The organism is Novosphingobium ovatum, assembly GCF_009909235.1.
Taxonomy (GTDB): domain Bacteria; phylum Pseudomonadota; class Alphaproteobacteria; order Sphingomonadales; family Sphingomonadaceae; genus Novosphingobium; species Novosphingobium ovatum.
Genome location: NZ_JAAAPO010000003.1, coordinates 320,780 through 343,084 on the forward strand (window position 1 = coordinate 320,780; position 22,305 = coordinate 343,084).

Genomic DNA, 22,305 nt, shown 5'->3' on the forward strand with positions numbered 1-22,305 from the left:
CGGGGGCGCGGCTTGGGTCGCGCCCCCGCCACACAGGAGCTGTTTGTGACCACAACCGTTACCGCCGCCGTTTGCCGTTCGACCGATGCGCCCTTTACGCTGGAAACGCTGACGCTGGACGCGCCGCGCGCCGATGAAGTGCTGGTGAAAATCCACGGCAGCGGCATCTGTCACACCGATCTGGCGGTGCGCGACCGGCAATTGCCGACCCCGTTGCCGATCGTGCTGGGCCATGAGGGCGCCGGTGTGGTCGAGGCCGTTGGCGCCGATGTCACCCATGTCAAGGTGGGCGACCGCGTGCTGATGAGCTTTAACTCCTGCGGCACCTGCCCGTGCTGTCACGATCACAGCCCGACCTATTGCTACAACTTTTTCCCGCATAATTTCATGGGCGCGCGCGCCGATGGCAGCCCCACGCTGCACGCCGGGGACGAGGTGGTGCATGGCAATTTCTTTGGCCAGTCCAGCTTTGCCACCCATGCGCTGGCGACGGCGCGCAATGTGGTGAAAATCCCCGACAGCGCCGCCCATCTCCCACTGCACATGCTTTCGCCGCTGGGCTGTGGCATGATGACGGGCGCGGGCGCGGTGCTGCGCGCGATGCAGGTGCAGGCCGGCATGCCCATCGCCATCTTTGGCGCGGGGGCTGTGGGTCTGGCCGCGGTGATGGCGGCCAAGATCGCCGGGGCCAACCCGATCATCGCGGTCGATCTGCATGAAAACCGTCTGGCGCTGGCGCGTGAACTGGGGGCAACGCACACCTTCAACGGGCGCGAGGACCCGATTGCCCAGATCGCCGCGCTGTGCCCGCAGGGGCTGGCCTATGCCTTTGACAACACGGGCCTGGCCAGCATCATCGAGGGCGTGTTCCCGCTGATCGCGCCCAAGGGTATTCTGGGCATTGTCGGCGCTTCGGCACCCGACGCTATGCTCTCGTTCAACGAGAGTTCGCTGATGGGCGGCGGCAAGCGGGTGATCGGCATTCTGGGCGGCGATTCCGATCTGTTCGGCTTCCTGCCCGAACTGATCGAGCATCATCTGGCCGGGCGCTTCCCATATGACAAGCTGATCCGGGCGTTCCGTTTCGACGACATCAACGCGGCGATCCACGCGGGCGAAAGCGGCGAAGTGGTCAAGCCCGTGCTGATCATGGCGGAGGGCTGATCGGCCATGCGCGCCGTTGTTATGCCCCAAGGTGCGCAGTAATGCGCGCCGTAGTGATGCAAGGCCTGCACCGGCCGCTGACCGTTGACACCTTGCCCGATCCCACACCGGGCGAGGGCGAGGTGGTGGTCAGCGTTGGGCGCTGCGGCATCTGTGGTTCGGACCTGCACATGACCGAGGACCCGGCCTATGGCGCGGGGGCGGGCACGGTGCTGGGGCATGAATTCGCTGGTGAGGTGGTGGCGCTGGGGCGCGGGGTGGAGGGGCTGAAGCTGGGCGACCGGGTGGCCGTCAGCCCGCTCAAATCCTGCGGCCATTGCGACTATTGCCGGCGCGGAGAGGTGCAGTGGTGCGCCCATTTCGGCCTGCAGGGCGGGGGCTATGCCGAATATGCCACCACGCGCCCCAACCAATGCGTGCGCCTGCCCGACAGCGCCAGTCTGGATGACGGCGCGATTATCGAGCCGCTGGCCGTGGCGCTGCATGGGGTGAACCTGTCGGGGATGAAGGCGGGGGACAGGGTGCTGGTTCTGGGCGCCGGGCCGATTGGCCTTGCCGTGGCGTTCTGGGCGCGGCGGCGCGGCGCGCGGGCGGTGGTGGTGCAGGATCTGAGCCTGTATCAGCAGGAGCGTGCGCTGGCGATGGGCGCGACCGGCTATGTCGCCGATCGCGAAGACCCGGTGGGCGCGGCAATCCGCGCCATGGGCGGCCCGGCCGATGTGGTGTTTGAATGCGTGGGCGTACCGGGACTGATCCAGCAGGCGGTGGCGCAGGTGGCCAATCGCGGGCGCATTGTGTTGCTGGGCCTGTGCACGCGGCCCGACAGCCTGAACACCTTTGCCATGCTGCAAAAAGAGGTCACGCTGATCACCAGCGCGTTCTTCTTGCAACAGGAATATGAGGCGGCGCTGGACGCATTGGCCAGCGGCGCGGCGGAGCCCCGCCATCTGGTGACCGACACGATCAGTCTGGACGCCACGCCCGACCGGTTCGAGGCGCTGCGCAAACGCACACACGACTGCAAGGTGCTGATCGCACCGATGGCGTAAGACAGGGGGCGGGGCGCAACACCCGCCCGGCCCCGTTCTTCAATCCAAAGCAGGCATGGCCAACAGCGCGTCCACCGCCGCGCGGCGCGTGGCCTCGAACCGCACCCGCGCCTCGGGCACGGGATCGCCGCTGGCAAAGGCGCCCTCGAACGCGCGGTTGCGGGCGATCAGTTCGTCCAGAAATTCGCCATGCGTCAGGATATGCGGCGCGTTGGCGCGGATCGCGGCGACCACGCGGCGGCCCATGTCCAGCGGCTCCATCGCCACGCGCATGGCGTCCCACAGGGCGCGGATGAAATCGCCCTCTGGCCCTGTGGGCGCAGTGCTATTGTCATCGGGGATCGGCACCAGCGCGGTTTTTACCGCACCGGGATAGAGGCAGGACACGCCGATGCCATGGGGGGCAAGGCTCAGCCGCAGGCTTTCGGTCAGGCCCCGCACGGCATATTTGGCGGTGGAATAGGCGCCCAATCCGGGCAAAGGCACCACGCCTGCCATGCTGGCGGTGTTGACGATATGGCCGCCCGTGCCCTGTGCCTTGATGATCGGGGCAAAGATTTTGCACCCGTTCGCCACCCCGCCCAGATTGATCGAGAGCGCGCGGTCCCACGCCTCGAACTCATCCTCGTCCAGATTGCTGCCGCCGCCAACGCCCGCGTTGTTGCACAGCACATGCACCGCGCCAAAGGTGGCCAGCGCCTCATCGGCCGCGGCGCGCAGGGCGGCGCGGTCGGAGACGTCGACGCGGATGAAATGGGCCGCGTTCACGCCCTGCAACGCCGCACGCGCGCCGTCCAGATGGGCATCGGCATAGTCGGCGACGACCACACGCATCCCTTCCTCCAGAAACGCGCGCACCATGCCCAGCCCGATGCCGCTGGCCCCGCCGGTGACAAAGGCCACCTTGCCGGTAAAATTCTGCATGTTCCCGCCTCCGCTCAGAACTGGAAGTCAGCCTCGGGGACGCGGGCCATCATGGCGTCGAAACGGCGCTGCATCTGGTCACGGAAATTGCCGTGGGTGATGATGTAAAGCTCGTTGGCGATGATCGCGTCGGCCACCATCACGCCCACATCCTCTGGCTCCAGCCAGTTGGCGCCGATGTCGCCAAACTGACGGTGCGCCAGCTTTTCCTCGGACGCGGCCCAGCCCGACCCCTGCTTCAGATGTTCGGGGCGGTTCTGGTTGGCCTGATGGATGTTCGATTTGGTAAAGCCGGGGAGCAGGCAGCTCATGCCGATATTCTTGCTGTCCAGCACGGCGCGCATGTTTTCGCTGATGTTCAGCACGGCGGCCTTGGCCGCGCCATAGATGACGAAATATTCGGGCATCTGCACCACGGCCGCCAGCGACGCGGTGTTGACCACATGGCCGCCGCGCCCATGGGCGATCATCTGCGGCAACATCGCCTGCAACCCGTTGACCACGCCATTGACATTCACGCCCAGACCAAAGTCCCAGTCGGCATAGCCCGCCTCCAGAATGGGGCCTTCGCTGCCGACACCGGCGTTGTTGATCAGGATGTCGATGCCGCCATAATCGCGGCTCATCTGCTCGGCCACTTCGGCATAGCGCTGGCGGCTGGTGACGTCGATCTCCACGCTGGCCACCTGATTGGAGCGGCCTTCGCCGGCGAACTGTTCCATCGCGTGGGCAATGTGGTCGGGGCGCAGATCGGCGATCACCACCTGCGCGCCGCGTTCCACCAGCACCTTGGCAATGCCAAGGCCGATGCCGCTGGCGCCGCCGGTGATGAACGCAGTCTTTCCGTGGAAATCGGTGATGGCCATGGGTCTATCCTCTGTATCCGGGTTGGGGCGTCAAACGCCTGTTTTTCCGCACTATGGCGCATGGGCGGGCGGCGCGCCAGATGTATTCAATCCTGACGTTTCGTTTTCTTCACTTACGCGATGTGATCATGTATGGGAACGGCAGGCCAAAGCCCGCACGGGGGCGCCGGCCGCCTGTTTTTGGGAGAGTTTGATGACGCATATCGCCACGACCCATGTCGGTTCGATGCCACGCGGGGGTGAGTTGACGCAGCTGTTGATCGCGCGTGACCATGGCGATCCCTATGACGCGGACGAGTTTGACGCCAAGGTGGGCGCCGCCGTCAAGGAAGCGGTCAAGCACCAGGTGGAATGCGGCGTCGACATCGTCTCGGACGGTGAGATCGGCAAGATCGGCTATTCGACCTATATGATCGAGCGTCTGACCGGCTTTGGCGGACATGTCGACCGCAAGATGGCCGCCGATCTGGCCGAGCACCCCGATCTGGCGAAAAAGCTTTCGGCGATCATGGGCAGTCAGGAATTCACCCGCGCCAGCTGTGTCGGCCCGATCAAGCTGGTGAACCTGCAACCGCTGCACGACGACATCCGCCGTTTCCGCGCGGCGCTGGACGCACATGGCGCGCCCACGACGCAGGGCTTCATGAATGCCGCCTCGCCGGGGCTGATCACCGCGTTTCAGGTGAACAAATACTACCCCAGCCACGAGGCCTATCTGGCCGATCTGGCCGATGCCATGCGTGAGGAATACGAGACGATCGTCAACGCGGGCTTCCTGTTGCAGCTGGATTGCCCCGATCTGGCGATGAGCCGTCACACCGGCTATCAGGACGCGAGCGAGGAAGAGTTCCTGAAGATCGCCGCCGCCAATGTCGAGGCATTGAACGCCGCGACCGCCAATATCCCGCCCGAAAAGATGCGCATGCACATCTGCTGGGGCAATTACGAGGGGCCGCATGACCACGACATCCCGCTGGAGCGCGTGATCGACATCGTGCTGAACGCTCGCCCCGGCGTGGTGCTGTTCGAGGCCGCCAACCCCCGCCACGAGCATGAGTGGAAGGTGTGGGCCGACGCCAAGATCCCTGCCCACAAGGTGCTGGCGCCTGGCATGATCGACACCTGCTCGAACTATGTCGAGCATCCCGAGCTGATCGCCCAGCGGATCGAGCGTTTTGCCGGCATCGTTGGCGCTGATCGCGTGCAGGCCAGCACCGATTGCGGTTTTGGCACCTTTGCCGGTTATGGCAAGATCGACCCCGAGGTGACGTGGAAGAAGCTGCGCAATCTGCGCGCGGGCGCCGACATCGCCGCAACGCGGGTCTGATCCGCACATGGCCGAGCCCACCACATCGGGTGTTGCATCCGGTTCCAGCCACGTCAAATCGGCGATGCGGACGCTGGACATCATCGAGTATGTGGTGGCGCGCGGCGCGCCCGTGGTCGCGCAGGAGATCGCCAGCGCGCTGGTTATCCCGGTCTCCTCGCTGTCCTATCTGCTGGCGACGCTGGTTGAGCGGGGCTATCTGGCGCGTGAGGGGCGGACCTATGTGCCGGGGCCGGGGCTGACCCGGCTGCAGGCCCGCGCCGAGCCCACGATCGAGGACAAGGTCGCCCCGCTGGTCCGCGCGTTGCGGGTGCAGTTGAACGAAACGGCCAGCTTTTTCGTGCGCGAGGGGTGGGAACTGTTGACGCTGGTGACCGAAACCAGCGACCATGCGTTGCGCTATGCCATTGCGGTGGGATCGCGCGCGCCGCTGCACAGCATGGCGGCGGGCAAGGCAATTCTGGCCGCGCTCCCCCCGGCCGAGGTGGCGCGCTATCTGGCCGAGACCACGCGCGCCCGCTACACCGACACCACCATGGTTGAACCGGACGCCTTGCTGGCCGAGCTGGAGCGCATCCGCAAGACCGGCATTGCCCGCACCCGCAGCGAATATTCGATGGGGATCGAGGGCGTTGGCTGCGCCGTGGTGATGGACGGGGAAGTGACCGGCGCGTTCAGTGTGGCGATCCCTTCGGTACGGTTTGATGCGGGGGTGGAGCGCCGCGTGGGGGCCTTGCTGGGCAAGACGGCGGCGCTGCTGGACGCGGAATAGGTTTCAGGCGCCGTGGTGGGCGCGCGGGATGCGCTTGCCCTTGGTCCGGCTGGTCAGGTGATAGGCCCGGCACCGTTCACAGCCATAGGGGCGCAGGATGATGTCCGCCTCCAACGCCGCAGCCAAGGCTTCGGCATAGGTGGCGTAGCGGCGTTTGGACGCACAGATGCGGGCACGGGTGCGCATGGTTGCCTGCATGCGCGCTGGCGGCCTTTGGGGCAAGGGGGCTGGTGCGCGGCGGGGGTGGTGATAGGCTTCGCGCCATGACGCAGATGTTTCCCCAATTCGCCGCGCTGTGGACTCCGGTTGCCTTGGCAACAGAGGTGGTGGCGGGGCGGCCCTATGCCTTGGTGATCGCCGATACGCGGGTGGTGCTGTTCCGCGATGCGGCGGGCGATGTGGCCGCGCTGATTGACCGTTGCCCCCATCGCGGTGTGGCGCTGTCACTGGGCCGGGTGGAGGGCGGACAGATCGCCTGTCCTTTCCACGGATGGCGGTTCGATGGCGCGGGGGCGTGCACCCACGTGCCATGGAACCCCGATGCCAAACGCGGCGCGCTGTCGGCCACGGCGCTGCCGGTGCGGGTGGCGGGCGGGCTGGTGTGGGTTCACACCGCCCCCGGCGCGCCTGATGGCGAACCGTTCGTCCCCCCGGTGTTGTTGCGCGATGATGTGCGCGTGATGGCGCAGCATATGGTGTGGGACGTCCACTGGACGCGCGTCATGGAAAACATGCTGGACACGCCGCATTTGCCCTTTGTCCACGCGGGCACCATCGGCAAGGGGCTGCGCGGGCGGACCGATGCCGCCATGACGATGGCGTGGAACGAAACGCCCAGCGGCGCGCAGATCACCGCCACCCGCGCCGGAGAAGCGCCCAAGACCACGCTGGCCTACCACTTTCCCAATGTCATGGAGCTGTCGATTGATCCGGGCGGGCGGGTGTTGCGGATGCTGGCGGTGTGTTTGCCACAGGCCGATGGGCGGACGCGGCTGTCGATCTATTCCATCCGCAATTTCGCCAAATGGGCGCCGCTGGACCGGCTGTTTGCCCGGATGAACGCGCGCATCGCCGCCGAGGACAAGGCAATCATCGAAAGCAGCCAGCCCGCCACTGTGCCCCCTGCTGGCGAGGAGCGGTCCGTCCCGACCGATATCCCCACGCTGGCGTTCCGCAAGATCTGGTTCACCCGCATTCAGCCGCAGCGGATCGCGCCATAGCCAAAACGCAAAACGCCCCGCCGTTGCCAGCGGGGCGTCGCGTCAGGGCAAAGCGTGAGGGCGCTCTGCCTGATGTCAGGCGTTACGCCTTGCGGTTGCGCCAGCTGTCGGCATAGCCGTCACGCGCGACTTCCGAATAAGGCACCGGCGAGACAACAGCCTTGATCTCGGTCTGGACGTGGCGTTCGACGGTGGGCTTGCGCGTGCCGCCGTTGGGTTCGCCCCACAACAGCGTGACCTGCGTACCCGGCGTGGCGGCATCGGCTTCGACCATCGCCAGCGTCAGGAACTTGCCCTCGTTCGACGAATAGCCGATCCAGGTCGACAGGCCGACCATCTTGCCATCCATCAGCACCTGATCGAACGGGTGCATGGCATAGACGGCGCTGGGATATTCCATGAACTTGGCGCGGTCACCCTTGGACAGGGCGGACGACTGGACGCGCATCACGTCTTCGTTGTCCAGCGCCAGCGTCACCTTGGTGCGGTGCGGGCCAGCGGCCTTGGCTTCCAGCGCGGCGCGGCCGATGAACTCGTGGTCGAACTTGACGAACGGACCATAGCCCAGATCCCACGGGGTCAGGTAATAGCCCTCGATGCTGTCAGGCACATACGACCCACCGATCGAGCACTTGGCTTCATACGAATTGGCCGAGGCCCAAGCGCGGAATTCGGCGCTGCCGGCACCGGTATAGGTGGCGGGCAGCGGCGAGGGGATCCAGCCCGATTCCAGCGTGTTCGACGAATAGGTACGGCCGCCCGAGGGCAGGATGCCATACTGTTGACCAGCGGCCAGCAGCGCGTCGCGCACCTTGTCATAGTCGGCCCAGGGACCATACAGTTCATAGCCGGGCTGACCTGCCATGCCGTGACGCAGCGCGCCCACCTGGCAACCGGCGATCTCGACCGTGGTCATGTGGAAGAACTTGAGGTCAGGGGCGGTCTGGCCCATCGCGGCCGACAGGGTGGCCATCGCGTTGGGGCCCTGCAACTGGAAGCGATAGTTCTTGCGCTTGCCATCGGTGCGCATGGCCCAACGCTCGTCACGCTCGACGGTGACGTTCCACTTGCCGGTCTGGGCGTGGAATTCGACCCATTCGATCACGGGGGCGCGGCCAACCAGATTGAAGCGGCCTTCTTCCAGATAGAACAGGATCACGTCGCCGATCACGTAACCTTCTTCGGTCACGGGCACGAACTGCTTGGCGCGGTTGGGGACAAAGCCCTTGAAGCTGTTGATGCCGAGGTAGTTCAACATGGCGAAAGCGTCGGGGCCGGTGACTTCCAGATCGACCATGTGGAACGACTGGTTGAACAGGATCGCCGTCTTCGACCACGCCTGCTGCTCGTCGCGCCAGTTCGAATATTCAGCCGGAACGCCGGGGTACACGTTCGGGCCAACCTGCTGATTGCGCAGGAATTCAACAATGTCGCCAGCAGCGTTCAGCACGCTCTCCAGGCTCTGTTCAGTCATGCTCTCATACTCCAGTTTGGATCTGTGGATGGGTTGTGAAACAAGATATCAGGCGATGCGGTCCAGCCAAGCGGCGATCGCGGCGTTCAGCGCCTCGGGCTGTTCGGCGGGCAGGAAATGGCCAGCATTCGGCACGATCGTCAGGCTGGCGCCGGGAATGATGGCGGCCATTGCCTCGTGCTGGGCAGGCGGGCTCCACACATCCAGCGCGCCGGTGCAGGACAGCGTGGGGCAGGCAATGGTGGGCAGCAGGCTGTCGACCTCTGGCCGGTGCAGCAGGGCCTTGATCTGCGCCTCATAGGCGGGCAGCCCTTGGGCAATGCACATCGCGCGCATGGGGGCATACAGCCGTTCATGCGCGGGGGTGGCGATCATCGGCGGCAGCCATTTGTCCACCAGCGCGGCCATGCCCTGCATGCGGCCAATGTCGCGCAGGGCGTGGCGCTTGTCGGCCTCGCCATTGGCCACAGGATGCACGCCGGTCGACACCAGCGCCAGCGCGGCGACTCGGGCAGGGGCGATGCGAATCACTTCCAGCGCGACTCGCGCGCCCATCGAATGACCCAACAGGGCAAAACGGTCGGGCGCAGTGTCCAGCACGCGTTGCGCCATGGCGGTCAGGCTGTCGGTCTGCCCCCAGCCGGGCATGGCCGTTGCGCCGGGAAATGCAGCAATTTGCGCAGCAAATACGCGGTCATCGCAAATCAGGCCCGGTACCAGCAGCAGCGGGAAGTCGGCAGGCATTCACTCGTCCCTGTTTTCTAATCCGTGAAATTTTCATCTATACGAAATTATCACGGAGCGCTAGAGGGGGGCTGCACTTTGCGCGATCTTTTTGATAGTAAGTGTCGCATACAAATTTCGGACCCCGCGTCGGGTCATGGGAACAGGGTAGAGGACAATGGTATCGCCATCGCAGATTCATCCCAATTGGGAACGCGCGCCGGACGGGATCACCGACGGCTACTCGCTGGAAATCACCGCCAAGGACGTTGAGTCGCTGCGCAAGGCCGCGCCGGGCATTCCGCCCGCCACGCCCATTGCCGTGACCTTCCTGCCCGGTGAGGAAGCCCCGGCACGCATCGCCGCGGCCAAGGCCGTGCGCGACATGGGCTTTGAGCCGATGCCGCATTTTTCCGCGCGCCGCATCACCAGCCAGGCCGAGTTCGAGGACTACCTGAACGCTGTCGTCACGCAGGCTGATGTGAAGCGCTGCTTTGTCATCGCCGGTGACCCGGAGCAGGCCGCTGGCCCCTATAATGACTCGAGCGAGTTGATCGGCACCGGCCTGTTTGAAAAGGCCGGGATCAAGGCGATCGGCGTGGGCGGCCACCCCGAAGGCCACCCCAACATGACCGTGGATCAGTGCTGGGACGTGCTGGGCCGCAAATGCGCCGACATCGACGCGCGCGGCATGGCCCCGCTGGTGGTGACGCAGTTCGGCTTTGATCCCGATGCGGCGCTGGCATGGCTGGCCGAACTGCGCGCGCGCGGGATCGCCGCCCCGGTGCGCATCGGCGTGCCCGGCCCGGCCGGGATCAAGACGCTGCTGCGCTTTGCCGCGCGGTGCGGTGTGGGCGCCTCGGCCAGCGTGATGGCCAAGTACGGCATCTCGATCACGCAATTGCTGGGCAGCGCCGGCCCGGACAAGCTGGTCGACGCGCTGGCCCGCGGCATGGGCGAACCGCATGGCGCGGTCCGTCTGCACTTCTATCCCTTTGGCGGTCTGGAAAAGACGGTCGACTGGATCAAGGGCTACGCCGCCAAGTAAGCCGGAGGCCATGGCGTGCATGCTGCGCAGCATGCGCCCTGCCAACCATTGCAATTTACGGGCTTTTTGCGCCCAACCAAGATAACAACGCATGCCAAAGGCCCAGCCGGGCATGCGACAAGATAGCCGAAGGGGAATGAACGTGAGCCAAGTGTGTACGCTGAGCCTGTCCTGCGCCGACCAACCCGGTCTGGTCGCCAAGGTGGCAAGCTATCTGGCCGGTCGCGGCGGCAATATCCTTGACGCCCAGCAGTTCAATGACCGCATCACCGACCGCTTTTTCATGCGCGTCGTTTTCGCCCTGCCCGAAGGCGACACCGCCGATCAGTGGCGCGCGCATTTCTCCAGCCTGGCGGCCGAACACGCCATGGACTGGCGCCTGAACGTTCAGGGTGAGCGCAAGAAGGTCGTGCTGATGGTGTCGAAGTTCGACCACTGCCTGGGCGATCTGCTGTACCGCTGGCGCATTGGCGAACTGGAGATGGATGTGGTGGCGATCATCTGCAACCACGACCGCAAGTTCATCACCACCAGCCTGATTGGTGACGTGCCCTTCTATCACTTCCCGATCACCAAGGATTCCAAGCCGCAGCAGGAAGCCCAGATCAAGCAGGTTGTGACCGAGAGCGGCGCCGATCTGGTGGTGCTGGCGCGCTACATGCAGATCCTCTCGGACGATCTGGCCGCCTTCCTGTCGGGCCGCTGCATCAACATCCACCACTCGTTCCTGCCCGGCTTCAAGGGTGCCAAGCCCTATCACCAGGCCTATGCGCGCGGTGTCAAGATGATCGGCGCGACGGCGCATTACGTGACGGCCGATCTGGACGAAGGCCCGATCATCGCGCAGGATGTGGGCAACATCACCCACGCCCACGAGCCCGAGGATCTGGTGCGCAAGGGCCGCGACATCGAACGTCGCGTTCTGGCCGAAGCGGTCAAGGCGCATCTGGAAGACCGCGTGTTCATGAACGGTGCGCGCACCGTCGTGTTCCCCGGCTGATCGGACAGGGGGCAGGGGCCCATGGATACGCTTGCGCCCCTGCGCCCGGCGGTGACACAGGCCGCTTTGGCCTATGTCACCGATACGGTCGTGCGTCTGGATGGCTATCAGGTGATGGCCGCGGTGGGCATCAACCGCTGTGAAATCGGCCGCCGTCAGCCTTTGGTGCTGTGGGTCGAACTGGGGCTGGCGGTGGGTGACGGCGGGGTCACGCATCTGGATCAGACGGTGGACTACCGCAAGATCGGCGCCGCCGCGCAGGAACTGGCCGGTAGCCATATCGACCTGATCGAAACCTTTGGCCAACGGCTGGGGGCGATGTGCCTTTCCATGCCGGTGGAGGGGGGCTGTGTCGATTGGGCGCGCGTGCGCATTGATAAGCCCGAGGCGGTGGACAACGGTCTTGCCAGCGTCACGGTGACGGTGCGGCGCGCCTGAGTTAGCTTGGCGCGTCGATCCGCAGCGCGCTGGCGCGGCGGAACAGTTCCAGCACGATGGGGTCGCTTTCCTCGGCGCGGATGGCGGCCTGAAACTCCACCCCGCGCCCGGCGACCTGCCAGACCGGCGTCAGGCGGCCACTGGCCACGGCTTCGCGCGTCATGATTTCGGGCAGCAGCGCCACCCCGCGCCCCGCCGCGACGATATCGATCAATGTGCGCACATTGTTGCAGGTGCGGATGTCGGGGGCACTCAATGTGGTGGTGGCATCGCCCAGCGCCTGGATCATCACCTGATGCAGCGGCGAATGGCGCGGTAATGACCAGATCGGTGCGGGCGAGGCGGGGGCGCCGGTGATCCCTTGCGCGGCCATGCGCGCGGCGGTGGCGGGCGATGCCATCCAGCACAGCGACACCGTGCCGATCCCTGCCGTCTGGATCCCGGGCGCGGCCACCGGCCCGGCCAGAAACACCAGATCGGCGGTCGCGCCCAACAGGTCCTGCACCAGCCGCGCGGTCAGTTCGATGCTGATGTCCAGCGTCACGCCGGGCAGGGCGGTTTCAACATCCGCGACAAAGCCGGGCAGGCAGGTGGCGGCCGCGATCTCGCCCGCGCCGATGCGCACCACGCCGGTCGCGCCCGACAGGTTTCCGGCCGCCAGCGCCCGTTCCAGCGCGGCCCACAGCGGTTCGCAATCGCGCACCAATTGTCGCCCGCGCACGGTCAGCGCCATGCGCCGTCCTTCGCGCCGGAACAGGGCGTAGCCCAACTGGCCCTCCAGTTCGCGCACGCGGGCCGAGATAGTGGGCTGGGTGGTGTTCAGCCGCTCGGCGGCGGCGGCAAAAGTGCCCAGCCGCGCGATCCACAACAGCGTTTCCAGATGATAGAGGGCGATGCGATTCATGTGGCCTTTTCGCAGGGCTGCGCCCGCGAAATAGGCGACGCTCAGGCGCCGCGCGGGCTGTAAATCATAGATGCTGCCTATCAATACTCCAAAACAACTATCATTGGAATGGATGGATTGGCGCGGCTAGTGTGGTCCGGCAAAACGCGCCGGACAGCGGCGTGTGCAACCATCCCAAGAGAGGGAGAGGCATGGCCGGCAAGATTTATGAGAGTGCGCAGGCGGCTCTGGACGGGCTGTTGCGTGATGGCATGTTGATCGCCAGCGGGGGCTTTGGCCTTTGCGGCATTCCCGAACATCTGCTGGACGCGATTCAGGCTTCGGGCGTCAAGGATCTGACCTTTGCCAGCAACAACGCGGGCATCGACAACGAGGGCATCGGCAAGCTGCTGCGCACGCGGCAGGTCAAGAAGATGATCAGCTCGTATGTGGGCGAGAACAAGGAGTTCGAGCGCCAGTATCTGTCGGGCGAGCTGGAGGTGGAATTCACCCCGCAGGGTACGCTGGCCGAGCGTATGCGCGCGGGCGGCGCGGGCATCCCCGGTTTCTACACCAAGACGGGCGTTGGCACGCTGGTGGCCGAGGGCAAGGAAGTGAAGCAGTTTGGCGGCGAGGATTACATCCTTGAGGCCGGGATCTTTGCCGACCTGTCGATCGTCAAGGGCTGGAAGGCCGACACCACCGGCAATGTCATCTTCCGCAAGACGGCGCGCAACTTCAACGTGCCGGCCGCCACCTGTGGCAAGATCTGCGTGGTAGAGGTCGAGGAAATCGTCGAGCCGGGCCAGTTGCCCGCCGATGGCATCCACCTGCCGGGCGTCTATGTGCAGCGCTTGGTAAAGTGCAGCTATGACAAGAAGATCGAATTCCGCACCGTGCGCCAACGGGAGAACGCATGATGACCACCCATGACGGCATCAAGGCGGGCTGGACCCGCGACGAAATGGCCGCCCGCGCCGCGCGCGAGTTGCAGGATGGCTATTACGTCAATCTGGGCATCGGCATCCCCACGCTGGTGGCCAACCATGTGCCCACCGGCATGATGGTGACGTTGCAGTCGGAAAACGGCATGCTGGGCATCGGCCCGTTCCCCTATGAAGACGAGATCGACGCTGACCTGATCAACGCGGGCAAGCAGACGATCAGCGAATTGCCGCATTCGGCCTATTTCGACAGCGCGCAGTCGTTCGCCATGATCCGTGGCGGCCATATCGACCTGACCGTGCTGGGCGCGATGGAAGTGTCCGAGAATGGCGACATCGCCAACTGGATGATTCCGGGCAAGATGATCAAGGGCATGGGCGGCGCGATGGATCTGGTCGCGGGCGTCAAGAAGATCATCGTCGTGATGGAACATTGCGCCAAGGACGGCAGCGCCAAGTTCATCCCGGCCTGCACCTTGCCGCTGACGGGGCGCAATGTGGTGGACATGATCGTCACCGACATCGCCGTGTTCCAGCGTCCCGATCACAACAGCCCGTTCAAGCTGATCGAGACCGCTCCGGGCGTCACGCGCGAAGATGTGCGGGCCAAGACCACGGCGCATTACATCGACTGATCCGCGCATCCGCGTTGAATCGTAACAAAGGGGGCTGGCGGGCGACCGCTGGCCCCTTCTCCTTTGGTAGAATTGCGCCGCCCCAAACGACTTGGAGCCCCAAACGACTTGGAGGAGGTCGGGATCGCTCCCGCCTCCTCCTCTCTCCCAACCCTTGGGTGCCGGGCCACGCGCGGCGCGGGCCATCGGCCAAAACTGTCGGTGCGGACGTTATCGCTCCGCGCGCCCCACCGCAAGCCTTTTGCTACGCGGCGCCCTCAATCCGCCGCAACCGGTGGACCGCCCTGTGGCAGGGCGGGGCGGCGGCACAGCCACACCATGCCCAGCATCACCGCCGAACACACGCCGCTGATCCAGAACATGTCGATCGAGGCCAGCAGATAGGACTGGTTGATCAGGTCATGCACCATGGCGCCATGCACCTGCTGCGGGCTCATGCCGGTGGCCTGCAACGTATGGGTGGCGTGGGCATAGGCCGGGTTGGCATTGGTCGCCCAATCGGCCAGACGGCTCTGGTGCAGCGCTTCGCGCCGGTCCCATGCGGTGGTGACGATGGACGCTGCAAAGGCGCCCCCGGTGATGCGGGCGAAATTCGATATGCCCGTGGCCGAAGGGATGCGGTGCGGCGGCAGTCCATCCAGCGCGATGGTGGTCATCGACATGAAGAACATGCCCATCGCCGACCCCTGCACCAATGAAGGCACGACATAATGCCACAGATCGGTATCGGCCGAAAAATAGGTACGCATGAAATAGGCCGTGGTGAACGCCCCCAGCGAGAGTGTCGCCAGAATGCGGATGTCCATCTTGCCCGACAGGCGCGCCACCACCGGCGCCAGAAAGAACGCCACGACGCCGGCGGGCGCGGCCACCATGCCCGCCCATGTCGCGGTATAACCCTGTTGTTGCTGCAACCACAGCGGCATCAACAGGTTGTTGGCGAAAAAGAACGCATAGCCAAGGCAGAAGCCCAGCGTGGCAATGGCGAAATTCCGTCGCTTGAACAGCGAAAGGTCGACCGCCGGATGCTCATCGGTCAGTTCCCAGATGATCCACGCGACAAAGGCCACCGCCGCGGCTGCCGTCAAACCGCAGATCAGCGTCGAATGGAACCAGTCGGCATTCTTGCCCAGATCCAGCACCACCTGCAAAGACCCAACCCACACCGCCAACAACGTCATGCCCACCATGTCGATCGGCAGCTTTTGCGGGCGCGTGTTGTAGGGCAACAGTTTGGACAACAGCGCCATGACGGTAAAGATCCCCACCGGCACGTTGATTAGAAAAATCCAGCCCCAGTGGATGTGATCAGAGATATAGCCACCCATGATCGGTCCCAGCACCGGCCCGATCAGCGCCGTCATCGACCAGATCGACATCGCTAGCGCCCGCTTTTGCGGCGGGAACACGGCCAGCAACAGCGCCTGACTTCCCGGAATCATCGGGCCTGACACCGCGCCCTGGATCAGGCGGAACGCCACCAGACTGGGCATGCTCCACGCGATGCCGCACAGGAACGAGGCCAGCGTGAACAGCGCCACACTGGCGGTGAACGTGGTCACCACGCCAAAGCGCCGCATCAGCCAGCCCGTCAGCGGCACCGTGATGCCATTGGCCGCGGCAAAGGCGGTGATCACCCATGTGCCCGTCTCGTTGCTTTCGCCCAGATTGCCCGCGATCGTGGGCAGGGCGACATTGGCGATGGTCGAATCCAGCACCTGCATGAAACTGCCCAGCGCCAGCGCAATCGCGACAAAGGCCAGCGCCGCGCCATGCAGCGGCGGCGGGGCGGCGGTTGCGGCCCCGTTCGGGGCGCCACTCACCGGACGCGCCCGCCCGAATTGGCGGCGATGATCGCGTTGATCCGCGCCTCGACCTCTGGCGATACGGTGTCCAGCGGCTGGGCGGGCTGGATCTGCGCCGCCTTGGACATCACCGGCGCGCCCGCATGGTCACGCGTGTCCACGTCCACCGTCATCGACAGGCCCAGCCGCAGCGGGTTGGCGTTCAGTTCGGCCGGGTCCAGCGCGATGCGCACCGGTACGCGCTGGACGATCTTGATCCAGTTGCCGCTGGCGTTTTGCGCGGGCAACAGCGCAAAGGCGCTGCCCGACCCTGCATTCATGCCGATCACCCGGCCGTGGAACGTCACATCATCGCCATAGGCGTCCGAATGCAGCGTCACGGCCTGACCGATGCGGATATGGGCCAGTTGCGTCTCGCGGAAGTTGGCCTCGACCCACACCTTGTTCAGCGGGACCACCGCCATCAGCGGCGTGCCGGGGGCGACCTGTTGGCCCATCTGCACCGCGCGATTGGCCACCACGCCCGCGACCGGGGCGGTGATGTGCATGCGCGCGCGCAGGATCGCGGCGCGGCGCAGGGCGGCAACGGCGGCCATCACCTGCGGGTTGCCCGCGATGCCGGTGCCCGCAACAGCGCTTTCGGCCTCGACGCGGTGGCTGCGCGCCAGCGCCAGCGCGGCGGTGGCGGCGCGCACCGCGTCCGAGGCATGGGCTGCCTCCTCACCCGAAACAGCGCCCGCGGCCACGGCGGGTTGACGGCGCGACAGGTCGTTCTGGGCGGCGGACAGGCGGCTCTGCGCCTCGGCGATTTCGGCATCGGCAGTGTCGATCCGGCTAAAGCCCTGCCGCACGCCGCGCACCGCGCGGGCCAGTTCGGCCTCGGCGGCGGCAACGCCCGCATCGGCCAGCGCCGGGTCCAGATCCACCAGCGGCGCGCCCGCGTTCACCTGTTGCGTGCCCTCGGCATGGACGGCGATCACCGTCCCGCCTTCGCGCGCGGTGACCTGAACAATGTTGCCCGTGACATAGGCGTCATCGGTGCCTTCGTGCGTGTCGGCGGTCATCCAGGCATGGCCGCCCCATGCCGCCAGCCCCAGCACCACCGCGCCGCCCAGCAGCAACAGCGCCTTTTTGCGCGTGGCGCGGGCAGAGGAGCGGGCGGCGGTGTCGAGGTCGGACAAGGGGGTGGACCTTTCGCGGTCAGGATGAGAGGCGTGATCGTTCATGGCAAATTACCTTTGGCCGGGCGCGGCGGCAGGGATCGGGGTAAACCCGCCCCCCAGCGCGATCAGCAACTGAATGCGGCGGATCTGGCCATCGGCCGCGATGTCCACCGCGCCTTGGCGGGCGGCCAGCAGGCGTTCGCCCGCGTTCAAAACGTCCAGCCGCATGGCAAGGCCCGATTGCAGCCGCACATGGTCCAGCGCCACGGTGCGCTCCAGCCCGGCGATGACGGCGCGGGCCTGATCGGCATCACGCGCGTTGGTCTGGATGGCCGAGAGCGCATCGGCGGTATCGCGCACCGCGCCCACCACCGTTTCGTTATAGGTGGCGATCATCTGGTCGATCCCGGCGGTGGCGGCGCGATAGCGTGCGCGCAAGGCCCCCCCCTGAAACAGCGGCAGATGCACCGCCGGACCCGCGCCCGCCGTCAAGGCGCCGGGCGTGGCCAGCGATCCCAGCCCCAGCGCCGAGGCGCCGACAAAGGCGTGCAGATCGACATCGGGATAGAACGCCGCGCGGGCGACACGCTGGGCGGCACTGGCCATTTCGATGCGTTGGCGAGCGGCCTGTATATCGGCGCGGCGGGCCAGCAGATCGGCGGGCAGCACCTGCGGCACCACCATCGGCGTATCCAGCCGCAGCGTGGGGGCGGTGATCGTGGCATAGTAATCCGCCCCGCGCCCGGCCAGAGCGGCCAATGCATGGACCATCAGATCGCGCGCGCCCTCGGCCCGGACCTGCGCCTGACGCGCTTCGGCCAGCAGGGTTTGCGCGGCGGCCACGTCAATGCCGGTGGCCAGTTGCGCCTGCACGCGGGCCTGCACCACCTTCAACCCCGCCTCGCGCGAGGTCACAAAGTCGCGCGCCAGCCCGGCCTGCGCCTCTGCCCGCGCCAGATTGACATAGGTCTGGGCGATGCTGCCGGCCAAAGCCACCCGCGCCGCCTGTGTTTCCAGCCCGCTGGCGCGGACATGGGCGGCGGCGGCATCCACCATCGCCTTTTGCCGCCCGGCGATGTCCAGCGACCAGCTGACATCGCCGGTGGCGTTGCTCATCCAGTACCAGTTGCCGGCATAGGGCGGGGGATAGATCGATTTTTCCGAAAAGCGCTGATATTCCGTGCTGGCCCCGGCCGAAGCGCTGGGCAATTGCCGGGCGCGGGCGGTTTCGATCGCCGATTGCGCCGTGGCCAGCCGCGCCATCGCCTGTTGCAGGCCGGGGTTACCCTCCAGCGCGTCGGCGATGATGCGGTCCAGTTGCGGATCATTCAGTCCATGCCACCAGTCCGGCGCGACGATCACCGGCGGCGCGTCTGCGTTCAGGCCCATGCCCGCCGCGCTGGCCGCGTGCAGGCGCGGGGCATCGCGTGGCCCCCCATGCGGCACCGCCGCACAGCCCACCAAGAGCCCCGCGCCCAGCGCGCTCACCCCCAACAGCGCCGTGGTCCGTCCGGCGCGCCTGAAGGCGGAAGAAGAGGTTGTCTGCATGGATCGCAATACCAATACGTAAACGGTCAAAGCGGCATGACCCATGCGGGGCAGCCGCGACAAGGCCCCCAAAGGGCGCCGACACCGGGACACTATGCCCAAAGTGGAGGCAGGATTATCCGCCAATGGCGCATAATAGAAGTGACATTTTGCGCATAATGCGGCCGCCCTATCGTGGCGCGTTTAAAAAACCATCGCGCAGCACCAGCCGTTGGCGCAGGAAATCCAGCAGCACCCGCACCCGCGCGGGCCGCGCCCGGCCCGGCGGCGTCACCAGATACAGGGGGCCGGGCGGAGCGCTCCATTCGGGCAGCAGTTCGATCAGCCGCCCATCGCGCAGATGTTCCCAGACGAAATATTCCGCCATCAGCCCGATGCCGATCCCGCCCACCATCAACGGCACCATCGCTTCGGCGTAATTGGCGCGGAAACGGGCGGCCATGCGCACAGCGATGGGATCGGCATCGCCATCGCGGGCGAATTGCCATTCGTGGCTATTGGGGATGTGGCTGGGCAGGATCGCGGGATAGCGCGGCAGGTCCAGCGGGTGTTCGGGCATGCCCAGCCGTTCCAGCAGCGCGGGCGCCGCCACCAATGGCCGCCGCAGCGACGACAGCCGGACCGAGCGCAGCGTGCCGGACTCGCCCGCATGGCCCACCATGATCGCCGCGTCATAACCTTCGGCCACCACGTCCACCTGATTTTCGGTCAGCACCAGATCGATTTCAATATCGGGATAGGCGGCCATGAACTCTGGCAGGATGGGCGCCAATGCCTCCACCCCCACGGCCGCGATGCTGGCCAGCCGGATCAGCCCGCGCGGGGAGGCGGCCTCTTCGGCAATGTCGGCCTCGATCGCGGCGCCATCGGCCAGAATGCGGGTGGCCCGTTCCAGTGACAGCCGCCCGCTTTCGGTCAGGGACAGTTTGCGCGTGGTGCGGTGAAACAGGCTGGTGCGCATGCGCGTTTCCAGCCGGGTGACGGCCTTGGACACCGTCGTCTTGGCCAGCCCCAATTCATCGGCCGCACCGCTAAATGACCCACATTGTGCCACCTTGGCAAAGATGGCCCAAGCCTCCAAGTCTGGCAGATGCGGCATGGCGTGGGTTGTGGCGGATGCCGCAGGAAAAGAAAAGGGGGCGTTTTGCGCGCCCCCTTTGCCGGTGTTTACAGTTCTTCGGGCCAGTAGAGCCGCATCGGGTTGGTCACCAACAGCTTTTGCTGAAGTTCAGCCGTGGGGGCGATGCGGGGGATCATGTCGACGATGTGGCCATCGTCAGGAATCGCCTTTTCCATGTTGGGGTGCGGCCAATCGGTGCCCCAGATGCAGCGGTCGGGATAATCGGCCACCAGCGGCGCGACGGCGGCGGCAAAATTGTCCCACGGATCGCCCGCCGCCAGATCCAGACGGTCGGGGCAGGTGGGCTTGAACCAGATGTCTGGGCGGCTGTCCAGCAGGCTGCGGAACGCCTGCATGTCGGGGCCGTTGGGGCCTTGGGTCACATCGGGGCGGCCCATGTGGTCAATCACCACCAGACGCGGCAGCGCGGCGATGAAGGGGCGCATCTCCTCCAGAATGTCGGCTTCGAAATAGATCACGATGTGCCAGTCGGCGGGCAGGCGGTGGGCCACCTCCAGGAACTTGTCCTTGGGCGCGTCATCGACCAAACGCTTGAGAAAGTTGAAGCGGATGCCGCGAATGCCGCCTTCGTGCAGGGCGGCGATTTCCGCGTCGGTGATGGCCGGATCAACCACCGCCACACCGCGCGCCTTACCCCCGGACACGGCGATGCCGTTCAGCGTGGCGGCGTTGTTGGTGCCATGGCAGGACGCCTGCACGATCACATTGCGCGCAAAGCCCAGATGGTCGCGCAGGGCGAACAGCTTGTCCGGGCCGGCGTCTTCCGGCAGGTATTTGGCCTTGGGGCTGAACGGGAATTGCGCCATCGGGCCAAACACATGGCAATGCGCGTCAATCGCGCCCGGCGGCGGGGTATAGGCGGGCTTGGACGGGGCCGAGTGCCAGCTGGTGATACGATCAGTCATCGAAACGGTCCTTTATCCAAAAACCACGCCATCAAACAATTTGCGCGCCGTGCGCAGCAGGGCGGCGGTCTTCACGTCCCCGGCCGCATCGCATTCCAGCACACAGGTCATTTCGCCGGTGGGATGCTCGACCGAGAGCGTCTTGCGCGCGCCATCGGGGATCTGCGCCACCTCTGCCGCGGGCGATCCGGGCAGCAGACAGGCGGTAGCCACCGACACAGCGCCCAGCACGCCAATCGTGGCATGGGCGCGATGCGGGATGAACGAGCGCACCGTCACCGCGCCGCCGTTCTTGGGAGGCGCCACCAGCATCATCTTGGGGACGGATTTTTCCTTCACATCGCCCAGATTCATCCGTTCGCCCACGGCCAGACGGATCGCCTCGATGCGGGCTTTCAGCTCGGTATTGGCGTCCAGCCAGTCGCGGTCCTCATAGCCGGTGATGCCCACGTCCGCTGCCTTGAACACCACGCAGGGCATGCCATTGTCGATCAGCGTCACCGCCACGCCGTTCACCACATCCACGGCATTGCCGGTGGGCAACAATGCGCCACACGATGACCCCGCCGTGTCGCGGAATTCCAGCGGGACCGGAGCGTGGGCGCCGGGTACGCCATCAATCCGCGCCTCACCGGCATAGCTGACCACGCCGCCGGGCGTTTGCACCGTGGCAACGGCAACCTGCCCTGTGTTCTCCATGAAAATCGCCACCCGCGTTTCATCGCCCGTGGCCGCCACCAGCCCGCGCTCGATCGCAAAGGGGCCAACGCCCGCCAGAATATTGCCGCAGTTCTGCGCGTCGGTCACGATCGGCTGATCGACAAACACCTGCAGGAACAGGTAGTCGACATCGATGCCGGGGCGGGTGGATTTGGCTACCACCGCGACCTTGGCCGTCAGCGGATCGGCGCCGCCCAAACCATCGATCTGACGCGGATCGGGGCTGCCCATCACGCCCAGCAGGAACGCATCGCGCGTGGCCGTGTCGGCGGGCAGATCATCCTTCAGGAAATAGCCGCCCTTGGACGTGCCGCCGCGCATCCACATGCAGGGGGCCGAAAGGTTGGTGGTCATGGCGTTGTGTCCTTAAAAAGATAAGGCGGAAAGGCGAGGGACTGGTCCCTCGCGCTCCCATTAGTGTCGGCGTTGGGGTGGGGTTCGGCGGTGGCGCAATGACGCGGCGTTTGGCGGGGGAAGCCTGCGGCGCCAATCAGCGCAACATCGCCGCGCCGCAGGCCTTAAACCGATGCCTTCAAGGCTGCCCAGTGTCTTTCGC

General features: G+C 65.8%; 22 protein-coding genes. 10 read left to right on the forward strand and 12 right to left on the reverse strand.

Annotated features, from left to right (window positions below):
• Positions 1-45: 45 nt before the first annotated feature.
• Entirely contained in the window at positions 46-1,164 is a 1,119-nt protein-coding gene (locus tag GTZ99_RS09115; protein WP_161718060.1) for an NAD(P)-dependent alcohol dehydrogenase, read from the forward strand.
• A 41-nt stretch (positions 1,165-1,205) separates the two neighbouring features.
• Entirely contained in the window at positions 1,206-2,213 is a 1,008-nt protein-coding gene (locus tag GTZ99_RS09120) for an alcohol dehydrogenase catalytic domain-containing protein (RefSeq protein ID WP_161718062.1), read from the forward strand.
• A 39-nt stretch (positions 2,214-2,252) separates the two neighbouring features.
• Here the strand turns inward: GTZ99_RS09120 and GTZ99_RS09125 are convergent, their stop codons facing one another.
• Together GTZ99_RS09125 and GTZ99_RS09130 are read right to left on the reverse strand one after the other, a co-directional pair.
• Positions 2,253-3,137 carry an SDR family NAD(P)-dependent oxidoreductase gene (locus tag GTZ99_RS09125; protein WP_161718064.1) on the reverse strand — a complete coding sequence of 295 codons (885 nt, stop codon included), beginning with the start codon at positions 3,135-3,137 and terminating at the stop codon, positions 2,253-2,255.
• Positions 3,138-3,151: 14 nt separating this feature from the next.
• Positions 3,152-4,003: an SDR family NAD(P)-dependent oxidoreductase gene (locus GTZ99_RS09130; RefSeq protein WP_161718066.1), complete on the reverse strand. Its 852-nt coding sequence runs from the start codon at positions 4,001-4,003 to the stop codon at positions 3,152-3,154.
• A gap of 193 nt (positions 4,004-4,196) precedes the next feature.
• Between GTZ99_RS09130 and GTZ99_RS09135 the strand changes: the two genes are divergently transcribed.
• Together GTZ99_RS09135 and GTZ99_RS09140 are read left to right on the forward strand one after the other, a co-directional pair.
• Entirely contained in the window at positions 4,197-5,330 is a 1,134-nt protein-coding gene (locus GTZ99_RS09135; protein ID WP_161718068.1) for a cobalamin-independent methionine synthase II family protein, read from the forward strand.
• A 7-nt stretch (positions 5,331-5,337) separates the two neighbouring features.
• Positions 5,338-6,102 (forward strand): IclR family transcriptional regulator, encoded by a 765-nt coding sequence (locus GTZ99_RS09140; protein WP_227711213.1) that lies wholly within the window; start codon positions 5,338-5,340, stop codon positions 6,100-6,102.
• Positions 6,103-6,105: 3 nt separating this feature from the next.
• On the opposite strand, the gene GTZ99_RS09145 is transcribed toward GTZ99_RS09140, so the two are convergent.
• The gene (locus GTZ99_RS09145) at positions 6,106-6,288 is read right to left on the reverse strand and encodes a hypothetical protein (RefSeq protein WP_161718070.1); all 183 of its coding nucleotides are present in this window, start codon (positions 6,286-6,288) and stop codon (positions 6,106-6,108) included.
• Between the two features lie 77 nt (positions 6,289-6,365).
• Here GTZ99_RS09145 and GTZ99_RS09150 point away from each other — a divergent pair, with 77 nt between their 5' ends.
• The gene (locus tag GTZ99_RS09150; RefSeq protein WP_201742445.1) at positions 6,366-7,322 is read left to right on the forward strand and encodes an aromatic ring-hydroxylating oxygenase subunit alpha; all 957 of its coding nucleotides are present in this window, start codon (positions 6,366-6,368) and stop codon (positions 7,320-7,322) included.
• An 82-nt stretch (positions 7,323-7,404) separates the two neighbouring features.
• On the opposite strand, the gene desA is transcribed toward GTZ99_RS09150, so the two are convergent.
• Both desA and GTZ99_RS09160 read right to left on the reverse strand, forming a co-directional pair.
• Positions 7,405-8,796, reverse strand: a complete 1,392-nt coding sequence (gene desA / locus GTZ99_RS09155; protein WP_161718072.1) for a syringate O-demethylase — start codon at positions 8,794-8,796, stop codon at positions 7,405-7,407.
• 48 nt (positions 8,797-8,844) lie between these two features.
• Complete coding sequence (locus tag GTZ99_RS09160; protein ID WP_161718074.1) at positions 8,845-9,540, reverse strand: alpha/beta fold hydrolase; 696 nt, start codon at positions 9,538-9,540, stop codon at positions 8,845-8,847.
• A 157-nt stretch (positions 9,541-9,697) separates the two neighbouring features.
• Between GTZ99_RS09160 and GTZ99_RS09165 the strand changes: the two genes are divergently transcribed.
• The 3 genes from GTZ99_RS09165 (at position 9,698) to GTZ99_RS09175 (ending at position 12,005) form a co-directional block, all read left to right on the forward strand.
• Complete coding sequence (locus GTZ99_RS09165) at positions 9,698-10,567, forward strand: methylenetetrahydrofolate reductase (protein WP_161718075.1); 870 nt, start codon at positions 9,698-9,700, stop codon at positions 10,565-10,567.
• A 142-nt stretch (positions 10,568-10,709) separates the two neighbouring features.
• Entirely contained in the window at positions 10,710-11,567 is an 858-nt protein-coding gene (gene purU, locus GTZ99_RS09170; protein ID WP_161718076.1) for a formyltetrahydrofolate deformylase, read from the forward strand.
• A gap of 21 nt (positions 11,568-11,588) precedes the next feature.
• A complete protein-coding gene (locus GTZ99_RS09175; protein ID WP_161718078.1) occupies positions 11,589-12,005 on the forward strand; it encodes a dihydroneopterin aldolase in 417 nt (138 codons plus the stop codon).
• Between the two features lies 1 nt (position 12,006).
• Here GTZ99_RS09175 and GTZ99_RS09180 read toward each other — a convergent pair whose 3' ends face one another.
• A complete protein-coding gene (locus tag GTZ99_RS09180) occupies positions 12,007-12,909 on the reverse strand; it encodes a LysR family transcriptional regulator (RefSeq protein ID WP_161718080.1) in 903 nt (300 codons plus the stop codon).
• 191 nt (positions 12,910-13,100) lie between these two features.
• On the opposite strand from GTZ99_RS09180, the gene GTZ99_RS09185 reads away from it, so the two are divergent.
• Together GTZ99_RS09185 and GTZ99_RS09190 are read left to right on the forward strand one after the other, a co-directional pair.
• Complete coding sequence (locus GTZ99_RS09185) at positions 13,101-13,808, forward strand: CoA transferase subunit A (RefSeq protein WP_161718082.1); 708 nt, start codon at positions 13,101-13,103, stop codon at positions 13,806-13,808.
• Positions 13,808-14,467, forward strand: coding sequence for a CoA transferase subunit B (locus GTZ99_RS09190; RefSeq protein WP_161718493.1), 660 nt, complete (start codon positions 13,808-13,810; stop codon positions 14,465-14,467). Before GTZ99_RS09185 ends, GTZ99_RS09190 begins: the two co-directional genes overlap by 1 nt.
• Positions 14,468-14,724: 257 nt before the next feature.
• On the opposite strand, the gene GTZ99_RS09195 is transcribed toward GTZ99_RS09190, so the two are convergent.
• The 6 genes from GTZ99_RS09195 to GTZ99_RS09220 all read right to left on the reverse strand — a co-directional run bounded on the left by GTZ99_RS09195 (position 14,725) and on the right by GTZ99_RS09220 (position 22,103).
• Entirely contained in the window at positions 14,725-16,290 is a 1,566-nt protein-coding gene (locus GTZ99_RS09195; protein ID WP_320076662.1) for a DHA2 family efflux MFS transporter permease subunit, read from the reverse strand.
• The gene (locus GTZ99_RS09200; protein ID WP_161718084.1) at positions 16,287-17,498 is read right to left on the reverse strand and encodes an efflux RND transporter periplasmic adaptor subunit; all 1,212 of its coding nucleotides are present in this window, start codon (positions 17,496-17,498) and stop codon (positions 16,287-16,289) included. Before GTZ99_RS09200 ends, GTZ99_RS09195 begins: the two co-directional genes overlap by 4 nt.
• Positions 17,499-17,504: 6 nt before the next feature.
• Positions 17,505-18,983, reverse strand: coding sequence for an efflux transporter outer membrane subunit (locus GTZ99_RS09205; protein ID WP_161718086.1), 1,479 nt, complete (start codon positions 18,981-18,983; stop codon positions 17,505-17,507).
• Between the two features lie 169 nt (positions 18,984-19,152).
• Positions 19,153-20,082 carry a LysR family transcriptional regulator gene (locus GTZ99_RS09210; protein ID WP_161718088.1) on the reverse strand — a complete coding sequence of 310 codons (930 nt, stop codon included), beginning with the start codon at positions 20,080-20,082 and terminating at the stop codon, positions 19,153-19,155.
• A gap of 68 nt (positions 20,083-20,150) precedes the next feature.
• Positions 20,151-21,029, reverse strand: coding sequence for an amidohydrolase family protein (locus GTZ99_RS09215; protein ID WP_161718090.1), 879 nt, complete (start codon positions 21,027-21,029; stop codon positions 20,151-20,153).
• 12 nt (positions 21,030-21,041) lie between these two features.
• Positions 21,042-22,103, reverse strand: a complete 1,062-nt coding sequence (locus tag GTZ99_RS09220; RefSeq protein ID WP_227711214.1) for a 4-oxalomesaconate tautomerase — start codon at positions 22,101-22,103, stop codon at positions 21,042-21,044.
• Between the last annotated feature and the right edge of the window lie 202 nt (positions 22,104-22,305).

Bases quoted from the DNA above. Each gene is read 5' to 3' on its own strand.
- GTZ99_RS09120 (WP_161718062.1), top strand. From the start codon at position 1,206: ATGCGCGCCGTAGTGATGCAAGGCCTGCACCGGCCGCTGACCGTTGAC.
- GTZ99_RS09125 (WP_161718064.1), bottom strand. From the start codon at position 3,137: ATGCAGAATTTTACCGGCAAGGTGGCCTTTGTCACCGGCGGGGCCAGC.
- GTZ99_RS09130 (WP_161718066.1), bottom strand. From the start codon at position 4,003: ATGGCCATCACCGATTTCCACGGAAAGACTGCGTTCATCACCGGCGGC.
- GTZ99_RS09135 (WP_161718068.1), top strand. From the start codon at position 4,197: ATGACGCATATCGCCACGACCCATGTCGGTTCGATGCCACGCGGGGGT.
- GTZ99_RS09140 (WP_227711213.1), top strand. From the start codon at position 5,338: ATGGCCGAGCCCACCACATCGGGTGTTGCATCCGGTTCCAGCCACGTC.
- GTZ99_RS09145 (WP_161718070.1), bottom strand. From the start codon at position 6,288: ATGCGCACCCGTGCCCGCATCTGTGCGTCCAAACGCCGCTACGCCACC.
- GTZ99_RS09150 (WP_201742445.1), top strand. From the start codon at position 6,366: ATGACGCAGATGTTTCCCCAATTCGCCGCGCTGTGGACTCCGGTTGCC.
- desA (WP_161718072.1), bottom strand. From the start codon at position 8,796: ATGACTGAACAGAGCCTGGAGAGCGTGCTGAACGCTGCTGGCGACATT.
- GTZ99_RS09160 (WP_161718074.1), bottom strand. From the start codon at position 9,540: ATGCCTGCCGACTTCCCGCTGCTGCTGGTACCGGGCCTGATTTGCGAT.
- GTZ99_RS09165 (WP_161718075.1), top strand. From the start codon at position 9,698: ATGGTATCGCCATCGCAGATTCATCCCAATTGGGAACGCGCGCCGGAC.
- GTZ99_RS09175 (WP_161718078.1), top strand. From the start codon at position 11,589: ATGGATACGCTTGCGCCCCTGCGCCCGGCGGTGACACAGGCCGCTTTG.
- GTZ99_RS09180 (WP_161718080.1), bottom strand. From the start codon at position 12,909: ATGAATCGCATCGCCCTCTATCATCTGGAAACGCTGTTGTGGATCGCG.
- GTZ99_RS09185 (WP_161718082.1), top strand. From the start codon at position 13,101: ATGGCCGGCAAGATTTATGAGAGTGCGCAGGCGGCTCTGGACGGGCTG.
- GTZ99_RS09190 (WP_161718493.1), top strand. From the start codon at position 13,808: ATGACCACCCATGACGGCATCAAGGCGGGCTGGACCCGCGACGAAATG.
- GTZ99_RS09200 (WP_161718084.1), bottom strand. From the start codon at position 17,498: ATGAACGATCACGCCTCTCATCCTGACCGCGAAAGGTCCACCCCCTTG.
- GTZ99_RS09205 (WP_161718086.1), bottom strand. From the start codon at position 18,983: ATGCAGACAACCTCTTCTTCCGCCTTCAGGCGCGCCGGACGGACCACG.
- GTZ99_RS09210 (WP_161718088.1), bottom strand. From the start codon at position 20,082: ATGCCGCATCTGCCAGACTTGGAGGCTTGGGCCATCTTTGCCAAGGTG.
- GTZ99_RS09215 (WP_161718090.1), bottom strand. From the start codon at position 21,029: ATGACTGATCGTATCACCAGCTGGCACTCGGCCCCGTCCAAGCCCGCC.
- GTZ99_RS09220 (WP_227711214.1), bottom strand. From the start codon at position 22,103: ATGACCACCAACCTTTCGGCCCCCTGCATGTGGATGCGCGGCGGCACG.